Source organism: Paenibacillus sp. FSL W8-0186 (genome assembly GCF_037969765.1).
Classification (GTDB): Bacteria; Bacillota; Bacilli; order Paenibacillales; family Paenibacillaceae; genus Fontibacillus; species Fontibacillus woosongensis.
In genome coordinates this window covers 5,053,251-5,070,656 of sequence record NZ_CP150207.1, presented here as the reverse complement: position 1 = coordinate 5,070,656, position 17,406 = coordinate 5,053,251, and the positions used below count along the sequence as shown (strand labels likewise).

Below are 17,406 nucleotides of genomic sequence, written 5' to 3'. Positions count from 1 at the left end.
ATTAGATGCACGAATTGTCCTTTTTGATTCATGACCTCATCAATGGCTTACAAGCTCTAAAACAAATGAACTATGTACAAAATAGTGAGGTCATTACCAAATACACTAATCAATTGATTGAAATAATGGGAAACTTCTTGTCTACCAATGAGAATTTTACTGTTGTTAATGATTCGTTCTACCAATGGAGAATGTATCTGCTATTTGATTTAGGGGAAGAGTCATTTAGGAAAGGCGACCATGCTGTCGCCTCTAAATGCTATAACAGTTTGGTTAGTGTAAATAATATAGATTATCAATCAATTGCTTATTATCGATTAGCACAAGTGAATAGTAGCTCTGACCCACTATACGCCTTTAATATGTATAAAATTTCCTTTAAGACAAATAATTCTATTAATAAGTTATCCTTCACATAATTACTTTTATGAAGAAGTAGACGAAATTTTAGAAAGTGACTGCCCTTTTTGCCAAAAGGAAGCACGGCCTTATTTTTGTGCGGAATCATTTTCGGGTATGAGTTATAACAGTATGTACAGTCCGGTTAAAGTTTGGATGTATTGCGAACCTTGTGAACATATATTTTCGTATAACAATCCCTCTTCATTAAGTGATATGAAATTTGATGGTATAAATTTTAATTTGATGCCTTCAAAATTGGATTTTCTACCAACAATCGGAGAAAATTTACGAGAATTGAAAAGAAATGTAACTGGTAAGAAGCTACTCGATGTAGGTATTGGTGGAGGGGAACTTCTAGCAGTGGCAAAAGAGCTACATTTTGAAGTTGAAGGTTTAGAAATCGTAAAAAAGCAAGCTGATCATATCGCGAATTTTTTGGGCATTCCAGTAACAGCTTGTGATTTTTTGAAATACGAAACGGATAAAAGATACGATGTTATCACTATGGGAGATGTTATTGAACATATTGAGGATCCAGCGGCTACAATTAGAAAAGCGTATGATCTATTAAATGATAGAGGCATACTCTGGATATCGACACCTAATTATCAGAGCGCCCACGCCCAATTTGTTAAGTTTGATGATGCGATGTGGAAAGAGGCAGGGCATTTGCATTACTTCTCATTTCATTCATTAAAAATGATTTTGGAAAAACACCAATTTCAATTGATTACAAGATGTCAAAGCACTACAAAGGCTCGATGGAGGTTACGGCTATAAAAATTAAGTAATTATTCTTAGGATATGATCTAAAATTTGGAGTGATGCCTCATGAGAATATCCGTGATTGGAACAGGATATGTTGGCCTTGTGACGGGGGTTTGCTTGGCGGAAATAGGACATATTGTCACTTGTATTGATATCGATGCCTTGAAAATTAATTTGTTGAGAAGCGGTAAATCACCTATTTATGAACCGGGCCTTGAAGAATTAATTGTTAAAAATATGGCTGAGGGCAGATTGCATTTTACCAATCAATATAATGAAGGGTTGATTAGAGCAGAAGTAATATACATTGCGGTTGGTACCCCTTCAAATGAAGATGGTACAGCTGATCTGAGTGCGCTTGAGGATGCAGCGATTGCTATTGCCGATCAAATTAGTAATGATGTGGTTATAGTAACGAAAAGTACAGTACCGATTGGAACAGGCGACCGGCTCAAAGCCATAATTGAATATAATAAGTCGAATGATAGCGTATCATTTGAAATGGTGTCGAATCCTGAGTTTTTAAGAGAAGGATCTGCCATCAATGATACATTTTATGGTGATCGAATAATTATCGGTTCTGATAGTGTGAAGGCGGCAGAAATGATTGAAGAGATCAACAAGCCATTTCAGATCCCAATATATAAGACATCTATACGAAGTGCAGAGATGATTAAATATGCTTCGAATGCCTTTCTTGCTACGAAAATAAGCTTTATTAACGAAATATCCAACTTATGTGAGAAGCTTGACGCAGACATTACAGAAGTAGCTCAGGGAATGGGAATGGACAAGCGGATTGGCGCGCACTTTTTGAATGCAGGTATCGGATATGGAGGGTCGTGTTTTCCCAAGGACACTAATGCACTTATGCAAATTGCGGGAAATGCAAATCATGATTTTGAGCTATTAAGATCTGTGATTGAAGTGAATAAGAAACAGCAAAATATTTTGACCGAAAAGGCAAAGAGGAGATTTGGATCCTTAGAGGGGTTGAAGATTGCTGTGTTAGGACTGGCCTTTAAACCCAATACTGATGACATGAGAGAGGCAGCTTCACTCACTGTTGTGACAGACTTAATAAAGTCCGGCGCTGTGGTAAGTGCTTATGACCCTATAGCAATAGATAATGCGAGAAAGCTGCTGCCAGAGGAAGTAGAGTTTTTATCAAATATTGAAGATGCAATCCAAGACGCAGACTGTGTGTTTATATTAACAGAGTGGCCTGAGATCGTAAATTTTGATTTGGAACTGTATGTGTCTAAGATGGGGAAACCTGTCATTTTTGACGGAAGAAATTGTTTAGACATGACGAAGATTCAAAAGCTTAAAATCGAATATCATTCAGTTGGTAGATCAAGCATTTATCTAAATCATTCTTACCCTGTTTCACCCCTCCCCTTCCAGGGTAATAAAAAATAAGCGCATTTCTGCCTCTGCTGGCTAAATGGGTCATTCCGCTTTTTGCGACAAGATTTTACAATAAATTAACAGTAAAACCTTTTCTTTTCCAATTGACACAATTTAAGCTGGAGTGGTATAGTCAGAAATGTGAGCTTGGTTCACACTCTTATTTGATAATGAAGGGAATGTTAGTGGATGCAAGGTAAAGTGAAATGGTTTAACGCAGAGAAGGGTTATGGCTTTATTGAGACTGAAGAAGGCGCAGACGTGTTCGTACACTTCTCGGCTATTCAATCCGAAGGCTTCAAAACGCTGGAAGAAGGACAATCTGTAGAGTTCGAGATCGTTGAAGGCGCTCGCGGACCGCAAGCGGCTAACGTAATCAAATTATAATCATCCGGCAGAGCCGACCTACATATAACGGTACGATGGTTAACAATTGAAGATTCGCTAGCATAGACCCGGGGCAGCCCGGGTCTTTCATTTTTCCTGGCAAGCGTTTACATATAGCGGCATACTGACCAGCAGGCTCAAGAAAAACGGCCAGGCATACTCAGCGGGCGCTGCACCAAATTGTCACAGAACTGCAAGACTAGCACTGGCGGCTTGCGCCATGGGCTTGGTCTTTTTTTAGGTCTTAATCCTGCGTTTACACTTTTTACATTGCCTTAACACCATGCTATAATAAAGGTGCAAAGCAAAGGAGGAGTGCCCTATGAATTTTAGTATTCGTGGACAGCAAATTGAAGTGACTGACGCACTGCGAGATTACGTAGACAAGAAGCTCAGTCGACTTGACAAGTACTTTGAAGCACCCCCTACCTCAGAAGGCTACGTCACGTTAAGTGTCGTACGCGGTTTGCATACGGTGGAGGTTACGATTCCTCTAACCGGCGTCGTGCTTCGCGCTGAGGATCGCAGTGATGACATGTATGCATCGATTGATGCAGTCGTGGACAAGCTCGAACGCCAGATACGCAAGCATAAGACGAAGATCAATCGCAAGTTCCGTCAGGAAGGCAGTCTGAAGAGCCTGTTCGTTGAGAATGGCGGCTCAGTCGCCGTGGATGAAGCGGACAGCGATGATCTGGAAGTCGTCCGCACGAAGCGGTTTACAATGAAACCAATGGACGTGGAAGAAGCCATACTGCAGATGAATATGGTCGGCCATAATTTCTTTGTATTTTCCAACATCGATACGAAAGAACTAAACGTCGTCTATAAACGGAATGACGGGAAATATGGTTTGATCGAGCAGGATTAGTATAACGTATCCAATCACGACGATTGTATGAATGGCATGGTAATTCTTGCAATTGAACTTAGGGAAACGAGCCTTGTCCGCCCGCGGATGGGGCTCTTTTTAGATATTGGAATGCCGCAGGAAACGTGACGGCGCGTGTTGCGGCATGCCTTACAAACTGTTACAATTTAGGTAAATCATTTGTTTAGCCGTGAAAGGGGTTAACTATGCTAGGAATAGTGAAGAAGATATTTGGCGACACGAATGAACGTGATGTCAAACGTCTTATGAAGACGGTGGACTTAATCAATACATTAGAACCGAAATTTGAGGCGCTGTCGGACGAGCAGCTGCAAGGCAAAACGGCCGAGTTCCGCGAACGGATCGAGAAGGGCGAGACATTGGATGAACTTCTTCCCGAAGCGTTTGCGACGGTTAGAGAAGCTTCGCGCAGAACGCTGGGCATGCGCCATTTTGACGTACAGCTGATCGGGGGGATGGCCCTCCATGAAGGCCGCATCGCCGAGATGAAAACCGGTGAAGGTAAAACATTGGTAGGTACCTTGCCGGTTTATTTGAATGCGCTCCTGGGCAAAGGCGTTCATGTCGTTACGGTCAACGACTATCTGGCACAGCGCGACAGCGAGCAGATGGGACAGATCTATAATTTCCTCGGCATGACTGTCGGGGTGAACCTCACCGGGATGGAGCATGCGGACAAGCAAGAAGCTTACGCCTGCGACATTACCTACGGAACGAACAATGAGTTCGGGTTCGACTATTTGCGCGATAACATGGTTCTATACAAAGAGCAGATGGTTCAGCGTCCGCTTTACTTCTGTATCATTGACGAAGTGGACTCGATTCTGATCGACGAGGCGCGCACGCCGCTGATCATTTCTGGACAAGCTCAGAAATCGACGGAGCTGTATTACGCAGCAGACCGTTTTATTAAGAGGCTTGTGCCTGAAGAGGACTTTACGGTTGATATTAAAGTTAAAGCAGTATCCTTGACAGAGAAAGGGGTAGCCAAGGCCGAGAAGGCTTTTGGCATCGACAATCTCTATGACCATGCCCATGTCACGTTGAACCACCATATCGTTCAAGCGCTCAAGGCGAATGTTATTATGCGCCGCGACGTAGACTATGTCGTCACCGAAGACGAAGTCATGATCGTCGACGAGTTTACGGGCCGCTTGATGGCGGGACGCCGGTATAGCGAAGGGCTGCATCAGGCGATCGAAGCCAAGGAAGGCATCGAGGTACAGAACGAGAGCATGACGCTGGCGACGATTACGTTCCAGAACTATTTCCGTATGTACCGCAAACTAGCGGGAATGACCGGTACGGCGAAGACCGAGGAAGAAGAGTTCAAGAAGATCTACGGCCTCGAAGTGCTGCAGGTGCCGACAAACCGTCCAAACCGCCGGATTGATATGCCGGATGTCGTGTATAAGAGCGAGGAAGGCAAATTCAAGGCCGTCGTTGAGGAAATCGTAAAACGGCACAAAGAGAAGCAGCCAATTCTTGTCGGTACAGTATCGATTGAGAATTCCGAACGTCTCTCCGAAATGCTGAAGCGCAAAGGTGTCCAGCATAAAGTACTCAACGCGAAATACCATGAGGAAGAAGCGGAGATCATTTCACGCGCAGGGGAGCCGAACTCCGTGACCATCGCTACGAACATGGCGGGCCGCGGTACGGACATCCTGCTTGGCGAAGGGGTAGCCGAAGTCGGCGGTTTGCATATTATAGGTACCGAACGCCATGAATCGCGCCGGATCGATAACCAGCTTCGCGGACGTGCGGGCCGTCAGGGCGATCCGGGCTCCACGCAGTTCTACCTGTCGCTCGGCGATGAGCTGATGAAGCGCTTCGGTGCGGATAACGTGCTTAACATGATGGAGCGCCTTGGATTCGAAGAAGATCAGCCGATCGAGAGCAAGATGATTACGCGCGCCGTGGAATCCGCCCAGAAGCGGGTCGAAGGCAACAACTTCGATGTGCGCAAGATCGTCCTGCAATATGACGACGTTATGAACCAGCAGCGCGAAATCATCTATAAACAGCGCCGGGAGCTGCTCGAATCTGAGAACATCAAGCAAATCATTATCGATATGATCAAAGCGGTTATCGAGCGGGTGGTCGAAGCGCATACGGCCGACGAAATCCCAGAGAACTGGGAGCTGCAGGACGTAGCGGAGTACATGAACGCCAAAATGCTGGATGAAGGCGCGATTACGAAAGATGAGCTGTGGGGCAAAGAGCCCGAAGAAATGGTTGAATATATTTTCTCTAAAGTGATGACCAAATACGATACACGCGAGGAAGCGCTTGGACCAGAAATGGTTCGTGAATTTGAGAAGGTTATCGCGCTTCGTGCGGTGGACAGCAAGTGGATGGATCACATCGACGCCATGGATCAGCTGCGCCAAGGTATCCATTTGCGGGCATACGGCGGTACCGATCCGCTTCGCGAATATCAATTCGAGGGCTTTGAAATGTTCAACCAGATGGTAGCCAGCATCCAAGAAGAGGTTGCCACATATATTATGAAAGCACACGTTGAGAGCAATCAGGAGCGCCAGGCGGTTGTGGACGAGAGCAAAATCTCCACCAGCGGCGAGCCCGCGGAGAAACGTCCGGTTCAACGCGGCGACCAGATTGGACGCAACGATCCATGCCCATGCGGCAGCGGAAAGAAATACAAACACTGCCATGGGCAGAACGCATAAAGTACGCAGAATGACTCTTGCAGCAGGCTAGAGCATCCTGAATCCTCAAGTACATTTGGGAAGGTGAATGAACAACGATGATCGACCCGAGCATCAAGCAGGATATGCGGGAAATCGCAAAGAAACTATCCAATCTTAGGGGGTCTCTTTGACTTAGATCTCAAGCATGAAATGATTGCCAATTACGAGGACAAGATGGCAGCCCCGGATTTCTGGGACGATAATGACAAAGCGCAAGGCATCATTGCCGAGCTGAATGCCATCAAGTCCTCGGTAGACCAATATGAAGCGCTGCAGCGGGAGTATGATGATACGGCGTTGATGGCCGAACTCGCCGAGGAAGAGGGCGACGAAGAGCTTGCGGCCGATATCGGCGGCTCCGTTGAAGCGCTGCTGAAGAAGCTGGAGGATTTCGAGCTCCAGCTTCTGCTCAACTCGCCGTACGATAAGATGAACGCTATTCTGGAACTGCATCCCGGAGCGGGCGGCACCGAGTCGCAGGACTGGGGCCAAATGCTGCTGCGGATGTATACCCGCTGGGCGGAGAAGCATGGCTTCAAGGTCGAGACGCTGGATTATCTTCCAGGTGACGAGGCGGGAATCAAAAGCGTTACGCTGCTGATCAAAGGATACAATGCCTACGGCTATCTGAAGGCTGAGAAAGGGGTACACCGCTTGGTGCGAATTTCTCCGTTCGACTCTTCGGGAAGAAGGCATACCTCATTCGTATCCTGTGACGTCGTACCGGAGATTACGGAGGACGTGGATATCGAAATCCGGTCAGAGGATTTGAAGATCGATACGTACCGGGCAAGCGGGGCCGGCGGGCAGCACATCAATACGACGGATTCCGCCGTACGGATTACTCACCTGCCGACAGGTATCGTGGTGACGTGTCAGAATGAACGTTCCCAGATCAAGAACAGAGAGCGGGCTATGACGATGCTCCGTTCCAAATTGGTCGAGCGCAAGCTGGAGGAACAGCAAAAGGAATTGGACGAAATCCGCGGCGAACAGTCGGATATCGCCTGGGGCAGCCAAATCCGCTCCTATGTGTTCCATCCTTACAGCATGGTGAAGGATCACCGCACATCGGTAGAGTCCGGGAACGTAGGGGCCGTCATGGATGGGGAGCTTGATCCGTTTATCGATGGATATTTGCGCAGCCAAATCAAGACCGAGCCCAAAAACTAAGCTATAGAATGAGACAAGAATTCCTACACTAGCGTTAGCGTGTAGGAATTTTTTTGGAGCCAATAAGGAGGATTACCGTGTCATCAAAGTCACGCAAACGCAGGCCAGGGGACTATATCCCGCTAAGCGGCCCGTTCCGGCATGCGCTCGATACGTTCATGATTCTAATCGGGGCATTCATTACGGCTCTGGCCTTTAACCTGTTTCTCGTACCCGCTCATATTGCTTCTGGCGGCGTTTCCGGGCTGTCGATCATCGCTAAGTCGCTGTTTAATATTGAACCAGCATATACCCAGTGGATGCTGAATATCCCGTTATTTACTGCAGGATATTTACTGCTGGGAAGATATTATGCGCTCCGTTCGCTGCTGGGGACGGTATTCCTGCCGTTGTTTGTGTTATTGACCAAGGATTGGGCGGCACCCACGACGGATCCGCTTCTAGCCTCCTTGTATGGAGGGATCGGTGTCGGCTTGGGACTGGGTCTTGTTTTTCGGGGCCGGGGCTCTACTGGAGGGCTGTCCATCGCGGCGCATATTATTCAGAAATACAGCGGGCTAAGCCTATCCCTTTGCGTGGTGCTGATGGATGGGCTGGTCATAGTCCTGGCCGGCTTCGTCTTGTCGCCAGAGCGGGCGCTGTACGCCTTGATCGGGCTTTATATTACAGGGAAGTTCATCGACGTGGTGGAGCTAGGCTTCAATTATACGAAGGTGGCTTATATTATAGCCGATAAGACCGATGAGATTGCGGATGCCGTATTGCATCATTTGGACCGGGGGCTCACCAAGCTGTCCGCGCAGGGCGGCTACACTGGAGATGATCGGACGGTGCTTATGGTTGTGGTCGGGCAGAGTGAAGTGACAAGTCTGAAAACGCTAGTGCAGACAATCGAGCCGACGGCATTTGTCATCATTTCGAATGCTCATGAGGTGCTGGGCGAGGGATTCTCGCTGGGCAGGGGCAGCAAATACGATAAATCAAAGAATCCGGGCTAAGGCCCGGTTTTTTTGTATATAAGTTCAGTTCAACCATTTTTGCAGCATAAATAATTATGCATTGCGGTTGTATTTATATAAGTATAATCGTATAATAATACATATTTTCTTTTCGGATCGCAAGTGAGCAGGGAACGTTTAGAAACAGACCGAAATTAGGGAGAGGAAGAGAGGTTATGACGGTGTCTGGAAATGCAAGCAAAGTAAAAGTGGCTATCGTTGGTTCCACAGGGTATGGCGGGGTGGAGCTGATTCGTTTTTTATTGGGACATCCGCTGGCGGAGATTACCTCTGTCATTTCGGCTTCAAGCGCCGGGGTACCGATTACGGATGGATTCCCGCATTTATCGGAAATCCTGGTTCAAGACCTGGACGGAGTAGACCCGGAGGAAATGGCCAAGAAGGCGGATATCGTATTTACGGCAACGCCGTCCGGAGTAAGCAGCAAGCTCGTGCCACAATTGCTGGAAGCGGGGCTTAAGGTTATCGACCTATCGGGAGATTTTCGTATCAAGGACGGTTCGCTCTATGAGGCCTGGTATAAACACGATGCCCCGGATGCCAGCGTGCTGGAGCAAGCGGTATACGGGTTGAGCGAAATTAACGGCGACAATGTCGTTGGCTCGGGATTCATTTCGAACCCGGGATGCTACCCGACGGCAACGCTGTTGGGATTGATCCCGGCGTTAAGCGCAGGCTGGATTGATCCGGCGACGATTATTATTGACGCGAAATCCGGGGTTTCCGGCGCCGGCCGCGGCACCGGCCTGATGACGCATTATGCGGAAATCAACGAGAATTTCAAGGCTTATAAAGTCAACAAGCATCAGCACATTCCAGAAATCGAGCAAAGCCTGTCGCAAATTGCGGGAGAGCAGGTGACCGTCACGTTTACGACGCAATTGGTGCCGATGACGCGGGGGATTATGTGCACGATGTACGCTCAGCTCAAAGGAGCTTATACCGATGAGGATTTAACCGAGCTGTATCGCCAGTATTATGAAGGCAGACCGTTCGTGCGGATTCGGGAGGCGGGCAAATGGCCAGCGACAAAGGAAGTATTCGGCTCGAACTACTGTGATATCGGCTTTGCCGCAGATCCTCGTACGGGAAGATTAACGATTATATCGGTTATCGATAACGTCGTAAAAGGTGCAGCAGGTCAGGCCATTCAGAATATGAATCTAATGATGGGTTGGGATGAGACGACGGGACTTAAGCTCAGTCCAGTTTATCCGTAATTGCGAGGGGAGAACGCCATGGGAGAGGTTAGCAAGTTTACTGTAGTTACTGAGGGAACGGTTACGACGCCGCAGGGTTTCCGGGCAGGGGGACTGCATTGTGGCCTAAAAAAAACATCGCGCAACGATCTCGGCGCGATTGTATGTGAAGTGCCTGCCGTAGCAGCAGCCGTGTATACATTAAATGTATTTCAGGCTGCGCCGCTTAAGGTGACGCGCGACAGCCTCGCCTCCAGCAGCCAGCGGCTGCGGGCGATCGTTGTGAACAGCGGCAACGCCAATGCCTGCACGGGCAAGCAGGGCGAGGACGATGCCTATGCGATGCGCGCAGCGGCTGCGGAAGCCTTCGGGCTGCAGCCGGAGGAAGTCGCCGTGGCGTCAACGGGTGTCATCGGCGAGCTGCTGCCGATGGAGCGCGTGAACGCCGGGATTCATGGACTTCCGGCAGTGGTAGCATCGGGAGCCGACGGGGCGGAGGAATTCTGCCAAGCCATCCTGACCACGGACCTCGTGAAGAAAGAGGTATGCGTGAAGCTGAACGTGGATGGACGGGAGGTCAGCATCGCCGGAGCCGCCAAAGGCTCAGGCATGATTCACCCGAACATGGCGACCATGCTTGGCTTTGTGACGACCGACGCGGTTATCGATGCCGAAGCGCTGCAGGCGCTGCTCCGCAAGGTGACCGATGCCACCTTCAATATGATCACGGTAGACGGCGATACGAGCACGAACGACATGCTGCTTGCGATGGCGAGCGGGCTGGCCGGAAATGAGCCGCTGACACCGGAGCATCCGGCCTGGGAGAGCTTTGCGGCGGGCTTCGGCTATGTGTGTGAGGTGCTCGCCAAGGCAATCGCCCGCGATGGCGAGGGAGCATCACGGCTCGTTGAAGTGAACGTGGAAGGCGCGGTCAGCGATCTGTCGGCCCGGGCTATTGCGAAGACGATTATAGGCTCCAGCCTGGTGAAATCGGCCGTATTTGGCGCCGATGCGAACTGGGGCCGCATCATCGCGGCGGTAGGCCGCGCTGGCGAGCCGGTGAACCCGGAGACGGTGGACATTTCGCTCGGCAGCATCCATGTGCTGACGGGCTCCCGGCCGATTCCTTTCGACGAGGATGAGGCGCTTGCTTATCTGCAGGGGGACACCGTGGTTATCCATGTCCACCTGCATAACGGCGAAGGCCAGGCCACGGCCTGGGGCTGCGATTTGACCTATGACTATGTACGGATAAATGCGGCATACCGCACTTGATTTCGAGGTTTTTCGACACATAATGATTACTTCATGAGAATCGGAGAGGGGTTTTGGAGCGATGAGAACAGCGCTGGATAACAGTAACACAGCAAGCAATCCGCTTGCGGCAAACGGGACGTTTGTAATGAAATGTGGAGGCAGCACGCTCGCAGAGCTTCCGGATTCCTTTTTCGAGGATCTGGTGAAGCTGCAGCAAAGCGGAGTGCAGCCGGTCATCGTCCACGGGGGCGGGCCGGCGATTTCCGGCAATCTGAATAAGCTCGGCATTGAAACGAAGTTCGTGAACGGGCTGCGATATACGTCTGAGGAAGTGCTGGACGTCGTAGAGATGGTGCTGGCCGGAAGCATCAACAAAGGCATCGTGCGCCGTATCGGGCAATCCGGGGGCAAAGCGCTAGGCTTGTCTGGCATAGACGGCCAACTGATCACCGCGCAGCCGGTAGCGGCTAGTGCAGAAGTCGGGCTTGTCGGCGATGTTACCAAAGTCGATGCCGCTCTGATCGAAGGCGTAATCCAGCTTGGATTTATGCCGATCATCGCGCCGCTTGGCGTTGATGCGGCGGGCCAGCGTTACAATATCAATGCGGACACGGCAGCCGGGGCGGTAGCGTCCGAGCTCGGCGTGGAGCGAATGATCGTCGTGACGGATGTGCCGGGCATTCTGAAGACCATCAACGGGGAGAAAAGAGTGCTGCCGACCGTGACCGTACAGGAAATCGAAGACATGATTCAGACCGGTGAAATTTACGGTGGCATGATCCCGAAAGTCCGGGCTGCGATTGCCTGTATCCATGGCAAGGTGCAGGAGGTCGTCATCGTGGACGGCAGCGAACCCGGGATCTTAAGCCGCGTTCTGTCCGGCGAGGAAATCGGGACGAAAATTGTGCGGATGCAGTAGCATGGCATTTTAGACTGCGTTATAGTTAATAGAGTGAAATGAAGAGAGTTTATCCAAATGATAGGAGTGACAAGCGATGGCACAAAGTGATCTTAAAGAAGCAAAAGCATCCAAGGCGGCGGACGCGAAAGCAAAGAGCGCGCTGTTTCCAAGCTATGCCCGCTATCCGATCAGTCTCGTCAAAGGACATGGCAGCTGGCTGTGGGATGACCAGGGGAATCGTTATCTCGACTTTATGAGCGGTCTTGCGGTGACGAATCTCGGGCATGCTCCTGAAAAAGTGACGGCGAAGGTCAAGGCTCAGCTGGATGAGCTATGGCATGTATCGAATCTGTTCCATATTCCGCAGCAGGAGAAGGCTGCGCAGCTGCTGACGGAGGTCACTTGTGCCGATGTCGTGTTCTTCTGCAATAGCGGAGCCGAGGCGAATGAAGCGGCCATCAAGCTGGCGCGCCGTTACCATCAGAAGATCAAAGGAACCGGCCGCTATGAAGTGATTACTTTCCAGCAATCGTTCCATGGACGGACGCTGGCGACGCTGACAGCTACAGGGCAGGATAAGGTGAAGGACGGCTTCCTGCCGCTGCCGGAAGGCTTCAAGACTATACAGCTGCATGATATGGCGGCGCTGAAGGAGGCCATCGGGCCGAATACGGCGGCGGTCATGCTGGAGATGATCCAGGCCGAGGGCGGAGTATATCCAGTCGATCCTGGCTTCGTTCAAGAGCTTGCTGCGCTTTGCAAAAAAGAGGGACTCCTGCTAATCGTAGACGAGGTGCAAACCGGCATGGGCCGTACGGGCAAATGGTTTGCGCACGAGCACTATGGTATAGAGCCGGACATCTTCACCTCCGCGAAAGGCATTGCGAGCGGATTGTCCGTCGGGGCGATGCTCGCCAAGGAATACCTGCGCGAAGCATTCACGCCAGGCAGCCATGCGACTACATTTGGCGGCAACCCGGTAGCAGCCGCGGCGGTCATCGCAACGATCGAGACAATGCTGGAGGACAGCATTCCGCAGCGCGCGGATGAGATGGGCAAATATTTGCACGAACGTCTTCAAGAGGCGTTCAAGGATGAACCGTTCGTGAAGGCCATCCGCGGCAAAGGCCTGCTGATCGGCATCGAATGCGCTGAACCGGTAGCGGACCTGGTTACTGAGGGCCAGAAGCGGAAACTGCTGTTCGTCACTGCCGGTCCGAATGTCATTCGCCTGCTGCCGAACCTGAACGTGAGCCGGGAGGAAATCGATCAAGCCGTCGATACGCTGGCAGCGATCATTTCCGCCTATACATCCAAGGAGGAAGTGTAGTATGAGTTTAATAGAGGGAACGAAGAAGAATGCATTTAATTTGAAGGGCCGCGATTTCATCGAGCTTACAGACTATACAACGGAAGAAATTCAATATTTGCTCGACCTCGCGATCGAGATCAAGGATAAACAGAAGAAGGGCGAGGTTTACCATCCGCTGAAGGGGAAAACCGTCGGACTTATTTTTGAGAAATCTTCGACACGGACACGGGTATCCTTTGAGGTTGGCACCTACCAATTGGGCGGGCATGCCTTGTTCCTGAGCAAGAATGATATCCAGCTTGGCCGCGGCGAGACGATCGCCGATACGGCGGCCGTCATGTCGAGATATCTGGACGGTATTATGATCCGTACCTTTGGTCACGAGAATGTCGTCGACTTGGCTCGTTATTCGACCGTTCCGGTCATCAACGGGCTTAGCGATCTGGCGCATCCATGCCAGGTGCTGGCGGATTTGCAGACCATTTACGAGCATAAAGGAATCCTCAAAGGCCTGAAGCTGGCCTATATCGGCGACGGCAACAATATGGCCCACTCCCTGATGATCGGCTGTGCGAAACTCGGGGTTCACATTTCCGTGGCGAGCCCGGAAGGCTACGAGCCGGATGCGCAAATTACGGAGCAAGCCCGGCACATCGCGAAGGAGACCGGAGCGGCCGTCGAGGTTGTCCGTGACCCGAAAGCGGCGGTAGAGCAGGCGGATGTCATTTACACAGACGTTTGGGCAAGCATGGGCTTCGAGGAAGAGCAGAAGGCGCGCGAGGCGGCGTTTGCTGCGTATCAGGTCAATGAAGAGCTGGCGCAGCATGCGAAGCCGGATTATTTGTTCATGCATTGCTTGCCGGCCCATCGCGGCGAGGAAGTGAGCGAAGGGGTTATCGACGGCAAGAACTCGATTATTTTCGATCAGGCCGAGAACCGTCTACATGCCCAGAAAGCGCTGATGGCAGCGCTGATCGGATCATAGGATTCTAAATCGGAGCTATAAAAAGTAACAGGAGGATCATTTAATATGGCAAAAAACAAAATCGTGCTCGCCTACTCCGGCGGCTTGGATACATCGATCATTCTCAAATGGCTTAAGGAAACGTACGATGCCGAAATCATTGCTTTCACGGCGGATATCGGCCAGAAAGAGGAATTGGACGGCCTGGAAGCCAAAGCGCTGGCTACTGGAGCTTCCAAAGTATATATCGACGATCTGCGCGAGGAATTCGCCAAGGATTTCATCTACCCGATGTTCCAGGCTGGCGCAATGTACGAAGGGCAATATTTGCTCGGTACGAGCATCGCCCGTCCGCTGATCGCCAAGCGCATGGTTGAAATCGCCCGCGCGGAAGGCGCAATGGCTATCGCCCATGGCGCTACAGGCAAAGGGAACGACCAGGTCAGATTCGAGCTGGCCGCTGCTGGTCTCGCTCCGGAAATCCAAGTAATAGCTCCATGGCGTCTCAGCGAGTTCCGCGACCGCTTCCCGGGCCGCGCGGAAATGATTGCGTACGCCGAAGAGCACGGCATTCCGGTTACCGCGTCTGCGGCAAAATCCTACTCGATGGACCGCAACCTGCTGCACATCAGCTATGAGAGCGGCGTGCTTGAGGATCCTTGGTACGATGCGAGCGGCGAGGAGAGCAAGGATATGTACCTGCTCAGCGTATCCCCGGAGGATGCTCCGGATCAGCCGGAGTATTTGGAGCTGGAATTCGAGCAGGGCAACTGCGTCGGCCTGAACGGCCAGCGTCTTGACCCGCTTGGCGTGATGGAGAAGCTGAATGAGCTTGGCGGCAAGCACGGCATCGGCCGGGTAGACATGGTCGAGAACCGGTTCGTCGGCATGAAGAGCCGTGGCGTATATGAGACGCCGGGCGGTACGATTCTGTTTACAGCGCATCGCAAAATGGAATCCCTCACGATGGACCGCGAAGTGATGAACTTGCGCGACAGCCTGATTACCCGTTACAGCACGCTCGTATACAACGGCTTCTGGTTTGCGCCGGAACGTCTTGCGCTGCAGGCGCTCGTGACGGAGAGCCAGAAGAACGTGACCGGAACAGTGCGCGTGAAGCTGTACAAAGGGAACATTATCGGGGCCGGCGTTAAGAGCCCGGTCAGCCTCTACAATCCCGACATCGCTACGATGGAGGCCGATCCGACCGAAGCTTACGATCAAGGGGACGCAACCGGCTTTATCCGCCTGAACGCGCTGCGCCTCAAAGTAAGCTCCCGGCGTGGAGCAGAACAACAAGTAATTGAAGCTACGTTTGAAACAGACAAGGAGTGAATCAGGTGAGCAAGCTGTGGGGAGGCCGCTTTACGAAGCAGACCAACAAACTAGTTGAAGAATATACCGCATCCATCGGGTTCGACAAGGCGCTGGCGGAAGAGGATGTACAGGGAAGCCTGGCGCATGTGACGATGCTGGCTAAGTGCGGAATCGTTCCTGAAGAGGATGCAGCGAGAATCAAGGAAGGATTGCAGTCCGTCCTTGAAAAAATCCGCCGCGGAGAGCTTGAGTATTCCGTCTCGGACGAGGATATTCATATGAATATCGAGAAGAATCTGATCGAGGAAATCGGACCGGTCGGCGGCAAGCTGCATACGGGCCGCAGCCGTAACGATCAGGTGGCCACGGATATGCACCTGTATTTGCGCAAGCGGGTCGTTGAATTCGTGGGGCTTCTGCATGACCTGCAGGAGGCCCTGATCGGGCAAGCGAAGGCCAATCTGGATACGATCGTACCAGGCTATACCCATTTGCAGCGGGCTCAGCCGATTCTGTTCGCTCATCATCTGCTTGCTTACGTCTCGATGTTCCAGCGGGACATCGAGCGCCTGCAGGACAGCTACAAGCGGATTAACGTCCTGCCGCTCGGCGCGGGGGCTCTGGCGGGAACGACTTTCCCGATCGACCGCCATTTCGTGGCCGAGCAGCTGAATTTCGGGGCTGTTTACGAGAACAGCCTGGATGCGGTCAGCGACCGCGATTTCATCCTGGAGTTTCTGGCGGATGCGTCGATCCTGATGATGCACTTGTCCCGTTTGAGCGAGGAATTGGTCATGTGGAGCAGCACTGAGTTCCGCTTTATCGAGCTGGACGATGCTTTTTGCACAGGCAGCAGCATCATGCCGCAGAAGAAGAACCCGGATGTGCCTGAGCTTGTGCGCGGGAAGACGGGCCGCGTTTACGGCAACCTGATGGGCCTGCTGACCGTCCTGAAGTCCCTGCCGCTTGCTTACAACAAGGACATGCAGGAGGACAAGGAAGGCATGTTCGATACGGTGGCAACGCTGCAGGGAGCGCTGCAGTTGTTCGCTCCAATGATTGCTACAATGAAGGTGAACAAGGAGCAGATGCGCGAGGCCGTCAACAAAGATTTCTCCAATGCGACCGACATCGCCGATTTCCTGGCCAACAAGGGATTGCCGTTCCGTCAGGCTCACGAAGTGATCGGCAAGACGGTGCTGTATTGCATTCAGCACAATAAATATTTGCTCGATCTCTCCCTCGAGGAATTCCAGCAATTCTCACCGCTGTTCGACGACAGCATTTACGAGGTGCTGCAGCCGGAGACGGTCGTTAACGCCCGCAACGTCTACGGCGGTACGGCGACCGGCCAGGTGAAGGCCGCGATTGGCCGGGCTGAGGAGAAATTGCAGGCGACCGGGCAATGGGTGCAGGAATATTTGGCTAAGAGCAAATAATAATGGATTTAAACATATACGAAATGATCAAAAGCAGATTTTGCCCCCTGGGCAGATTCTGCTTTTTTTTGCGACTAAATAAGGTTTTACAAGGAAAATCAAATGAATTTACAGTAAATTATCATTTATTTTCATGAAAAGTATAAAAAAATATTGAATTTTGTCGAAATATAGATATATAGAACGATTGACTAAGGTCAATCGAGACAGGGTATTTAGTCATTCCGAGCTATAAAGGGACAAAAAAGGTAT

The 17,406-nt window shown here is 51.0% G+C and carries 14 protein-coding genes; all 14 read left to right on the top strand.

What is annotated here, in order from left to right; translation table 11 throughout:
- The first annotated feature begins 516 nt into the window (after positions 1 to 516).
- The 14 genes from MKX50_RS22745 to argH all read left to right on the top strand — a co-directional run bounded on the left by MKX50_RS22745 (position 517) and on the right by argH (position 17,154).
- On the top strand, positions 517 to 1,182 hold the full coding sequence (locus tag MKX50_RS22745; RefSeq protein WP_339157836.1) for a class I SAM-dependent methyltransferase: 666 nt from the start codon (positions 517 to 519) through the stop codon (positions 1,180 to 1,182).
- A 51-nt stretch (positions 1,183 to 1,233) separates the two neighbouring features.
- Positions 1,234 to 2,592, top strand: coding sequence for a UDP-glucose/GDP-mannose dehydrogenase family protein (locus MKX50_RS22740; RefSeq protein WP_339157835.1), 1,359 nt, complete (start codon positions 1,234 to 1,236; stop codon positions 2,590 to 2,592).
- Between the two features lie 177 nt (positions 2,593 to 2,769).
- Positions 2,770 to 2,967, top strand: coding sequence for a cold shock domain-containing protein (locus MKX50_RS22735; RefSeq protein ID WP_155612535.1), 198 nt, complete (start codon positions 2,770 to 2,772; stop codon positions 2,965 to 2,967).
- A 322-nt stretch (positions 2,968 to 3,289) separates the two neighbouring features.
- On the top strand, positions 3,290 to 3,838 hold the full coding sequence (gene raiA / locus MKX50_RS22730; protein ID WP_155612536.1) for a ribosome-associated translation inhibitor RaiA: 549 nt from the start codon (positions 3,290 to 3,292) through the stop codon (positions 3,836 to 3,838).
- 206 nt (positions 3,839 to 4,044) lie between these two features.
- On the top strand, positions 4,045 to 6,552 hold the full coding sequence (secA, locus tag MKX50_RS22725) for a preprotein translocase subunit SecA (protein WP_155612537.1): 2,508 nt from the start codon (positions 4,045 to 4,047) through the stop codon (positions 6,550 to 6,552).
- Between the two features lie 77 nt (positions 6,553 to 6,629).
- A protein-coding gene (gene prfB, locus MKX50_RS22720) for a peptide chain release factor 2 (RefSeq protein ID WP_213593674.1) occupies positions 6,630 to 7,746 on the top strand; the annotation gives its coding sequence in 2 pieces (ribosomal slippage) (positions 6,630 to 6,701 and positions 6,703 to 7,746; 1,116 coding nt in all).
- A 77-nt stretch (positions 7,747 to 7,823) separates the two neighbouring features.
- Positions 7,824 to 8,744, top strand: coding sequence for a YitT family protein (locus MKX50_RS22715; RefSeq protein WP_213593676.1), 921 nt, complete (start codon positions 7,824 to 7,826; stop codon positions 8,742 to 8,744).
- Positions 8,745 to 8,920: 176 nt separating this feature from the next.
- Positions 8,921 to 9,985, top strand: coding sequence for an N-acetyl-gamma-glutamyl-phosphate reductase (gene argC, locus MKX50_RS22710; protein ID WP_339157834.1), 1,065 nt, complete (start codon positions 8,921 to 8,923; stop codon positions 9,983 to 9,985).
- Positions 9,986 to 10,003: 18 nt separating this feature from the next.
- Entirely contained in the window at positions 10,004 to 11,239 is a 1,236-nt protein-coding gene (gene argJ / locus MKX50_RS22705; protein WP_339157833.1) for a bifunctional glutamate N-acetyltransferase/amino-acid acetyltransferase ArgJ, read from the top strand.
- Positions 11,240 to 11,300: 61 nt separating this feature from the next.
- Positions 11,301 to 12,140, top strand: a complete 840-nt coding sequence (gene argB / locus MKX50_RS22700; protein WP_213593682.1) for an acetylglutamate kinase — start codon at positions 11,301 to 11,303, stop codon at positions 12,138 to 12,140.
- 76 nt (positions 12,141 to 12,216) lie between these two features.
- Entirely contained in the window at positions 12,217 to 13,452 is a 1,236-nt protein-coding gene (locus MKX50_RS22695) for an acetylornithine transaminase (protein WP_339157832.1), read from the top strand.
- A 1-nt stretch (position 13,453) separates the two neighbouring features.
- On the top strand, positions 13,454 to 14,419 hold the full coding sequence (gene argF / locus MKX50_RS22690; protein ID WP_339157831.1) for an ornithine carbamoyltransferase: 966 nt from the start codon (positions 13,454 to 13,456) through the stop codon (positions 14,417 to 14,419).
- 45 nt (positions 14,420 to 14,464) lie between these two features.
- The gene (locus MKX50_RS22685; protein WP_339157830.1) at positions 14,465 to 15,733 is read left to right on the top strand and encodes an argininosuccinate synthase; all 1,269 of its coding nucleotides are present in this window, start codon (positions 14,465 to 14,467) and stop codon (positions 15,731 to 15,733) included.
- 5 nt (positions 15,734 to 15,738) lie between these two features.
- Positions 15,739 to 17,154, top strand: a complete 1,416-nt coding sequence (gene argH / locus MKX50_RS22680; RefSeq protein WP_213593688.1) for an argininosuccinate lyase — start codon at positions 15,739 to 15,741, stop codon at positions 17,152 to 17,154.
- Positions 17,155 to 17,406: the final 252 nt, after the last annotated feature.

Excerpts from the sequence above, each read along its gene's own strand:
- argC (WP_339157834.1), top strand. The coding sequence starts at position 8,921 with ATGACGGTGTCTGGAAATGCAAGCAAAGTAAAAGTGGCTATCGTTGGT.
- raiA (WP_155612536.1), top strand. The coding sequence starts at position 3,290 with ATGAATTTTAGTATTCGTGGACAGCAAATTGAAGTGACTGACGCACTG.
- secA (WP_155612537.1), top strand. The coding sequence starts at position 4,045 with ATGCTAGGAATAGTGAAGAAGATATTTGGCGACACGAATGAACGTGAT.
- MKX50_RS22745 (WP_339157836.1), top strand. The coding sequence starts at position 517 with ATGAGTTATAACAGTATGTACAGTCCGGTTAAAGTTTGGATGTATTGC.
- MKX50_RS22735 (WP_155612535.1), top strand. The coding sequence starts at position 2,770 with ATGCAAGGTAAAGTGAAATGGTTTAACGCAGAGAAGGGTTATGGCTTT.
- MKX50_RS22685 (WP_339157830.1), top strand. The coding sequence starts at position 14,465 with ATGGCAAAAAACAAAATCGTGCTCGCCTACTCCGGCGGCTTGGATACA.
- MKX50_RS22695 (WP_339157832.1), top strand. The coding sequence starts at position 12,217 with ATGGCACAAAGTGATCTTAAAGAAGCAAAAGCATCCAAGGCGGCGGAC.
- argB (WP_213593682.1), top strand. The coding sequence starts at position 11,301 with ATGAGAACAGCGCTGGATAACAGTAACACAGCAAGCAATCCGCTTGCG.
- argJ (WP_339157833.1), top strand. The coding sequence starts at position 10,004 with ATGGGAGAGGTTAGCAAGTTTACTGTAGTTACTGAGGGAACGGTTACG.
- MKX50_RS22740 (WP_339157835.1), top strand. The coding sequence starts at position 1,234 with ATGAGAATATCCGTGATTGGAACAGGATATGTTGGCCTTGTGACGGGG.
- argF (WP_339157831.1), top strand. The coding sequence starts at position 13,454 with ATGAGTTTAATAGAGGGAACGAAGAAGAATGCATTTAATTTGAAGGGC.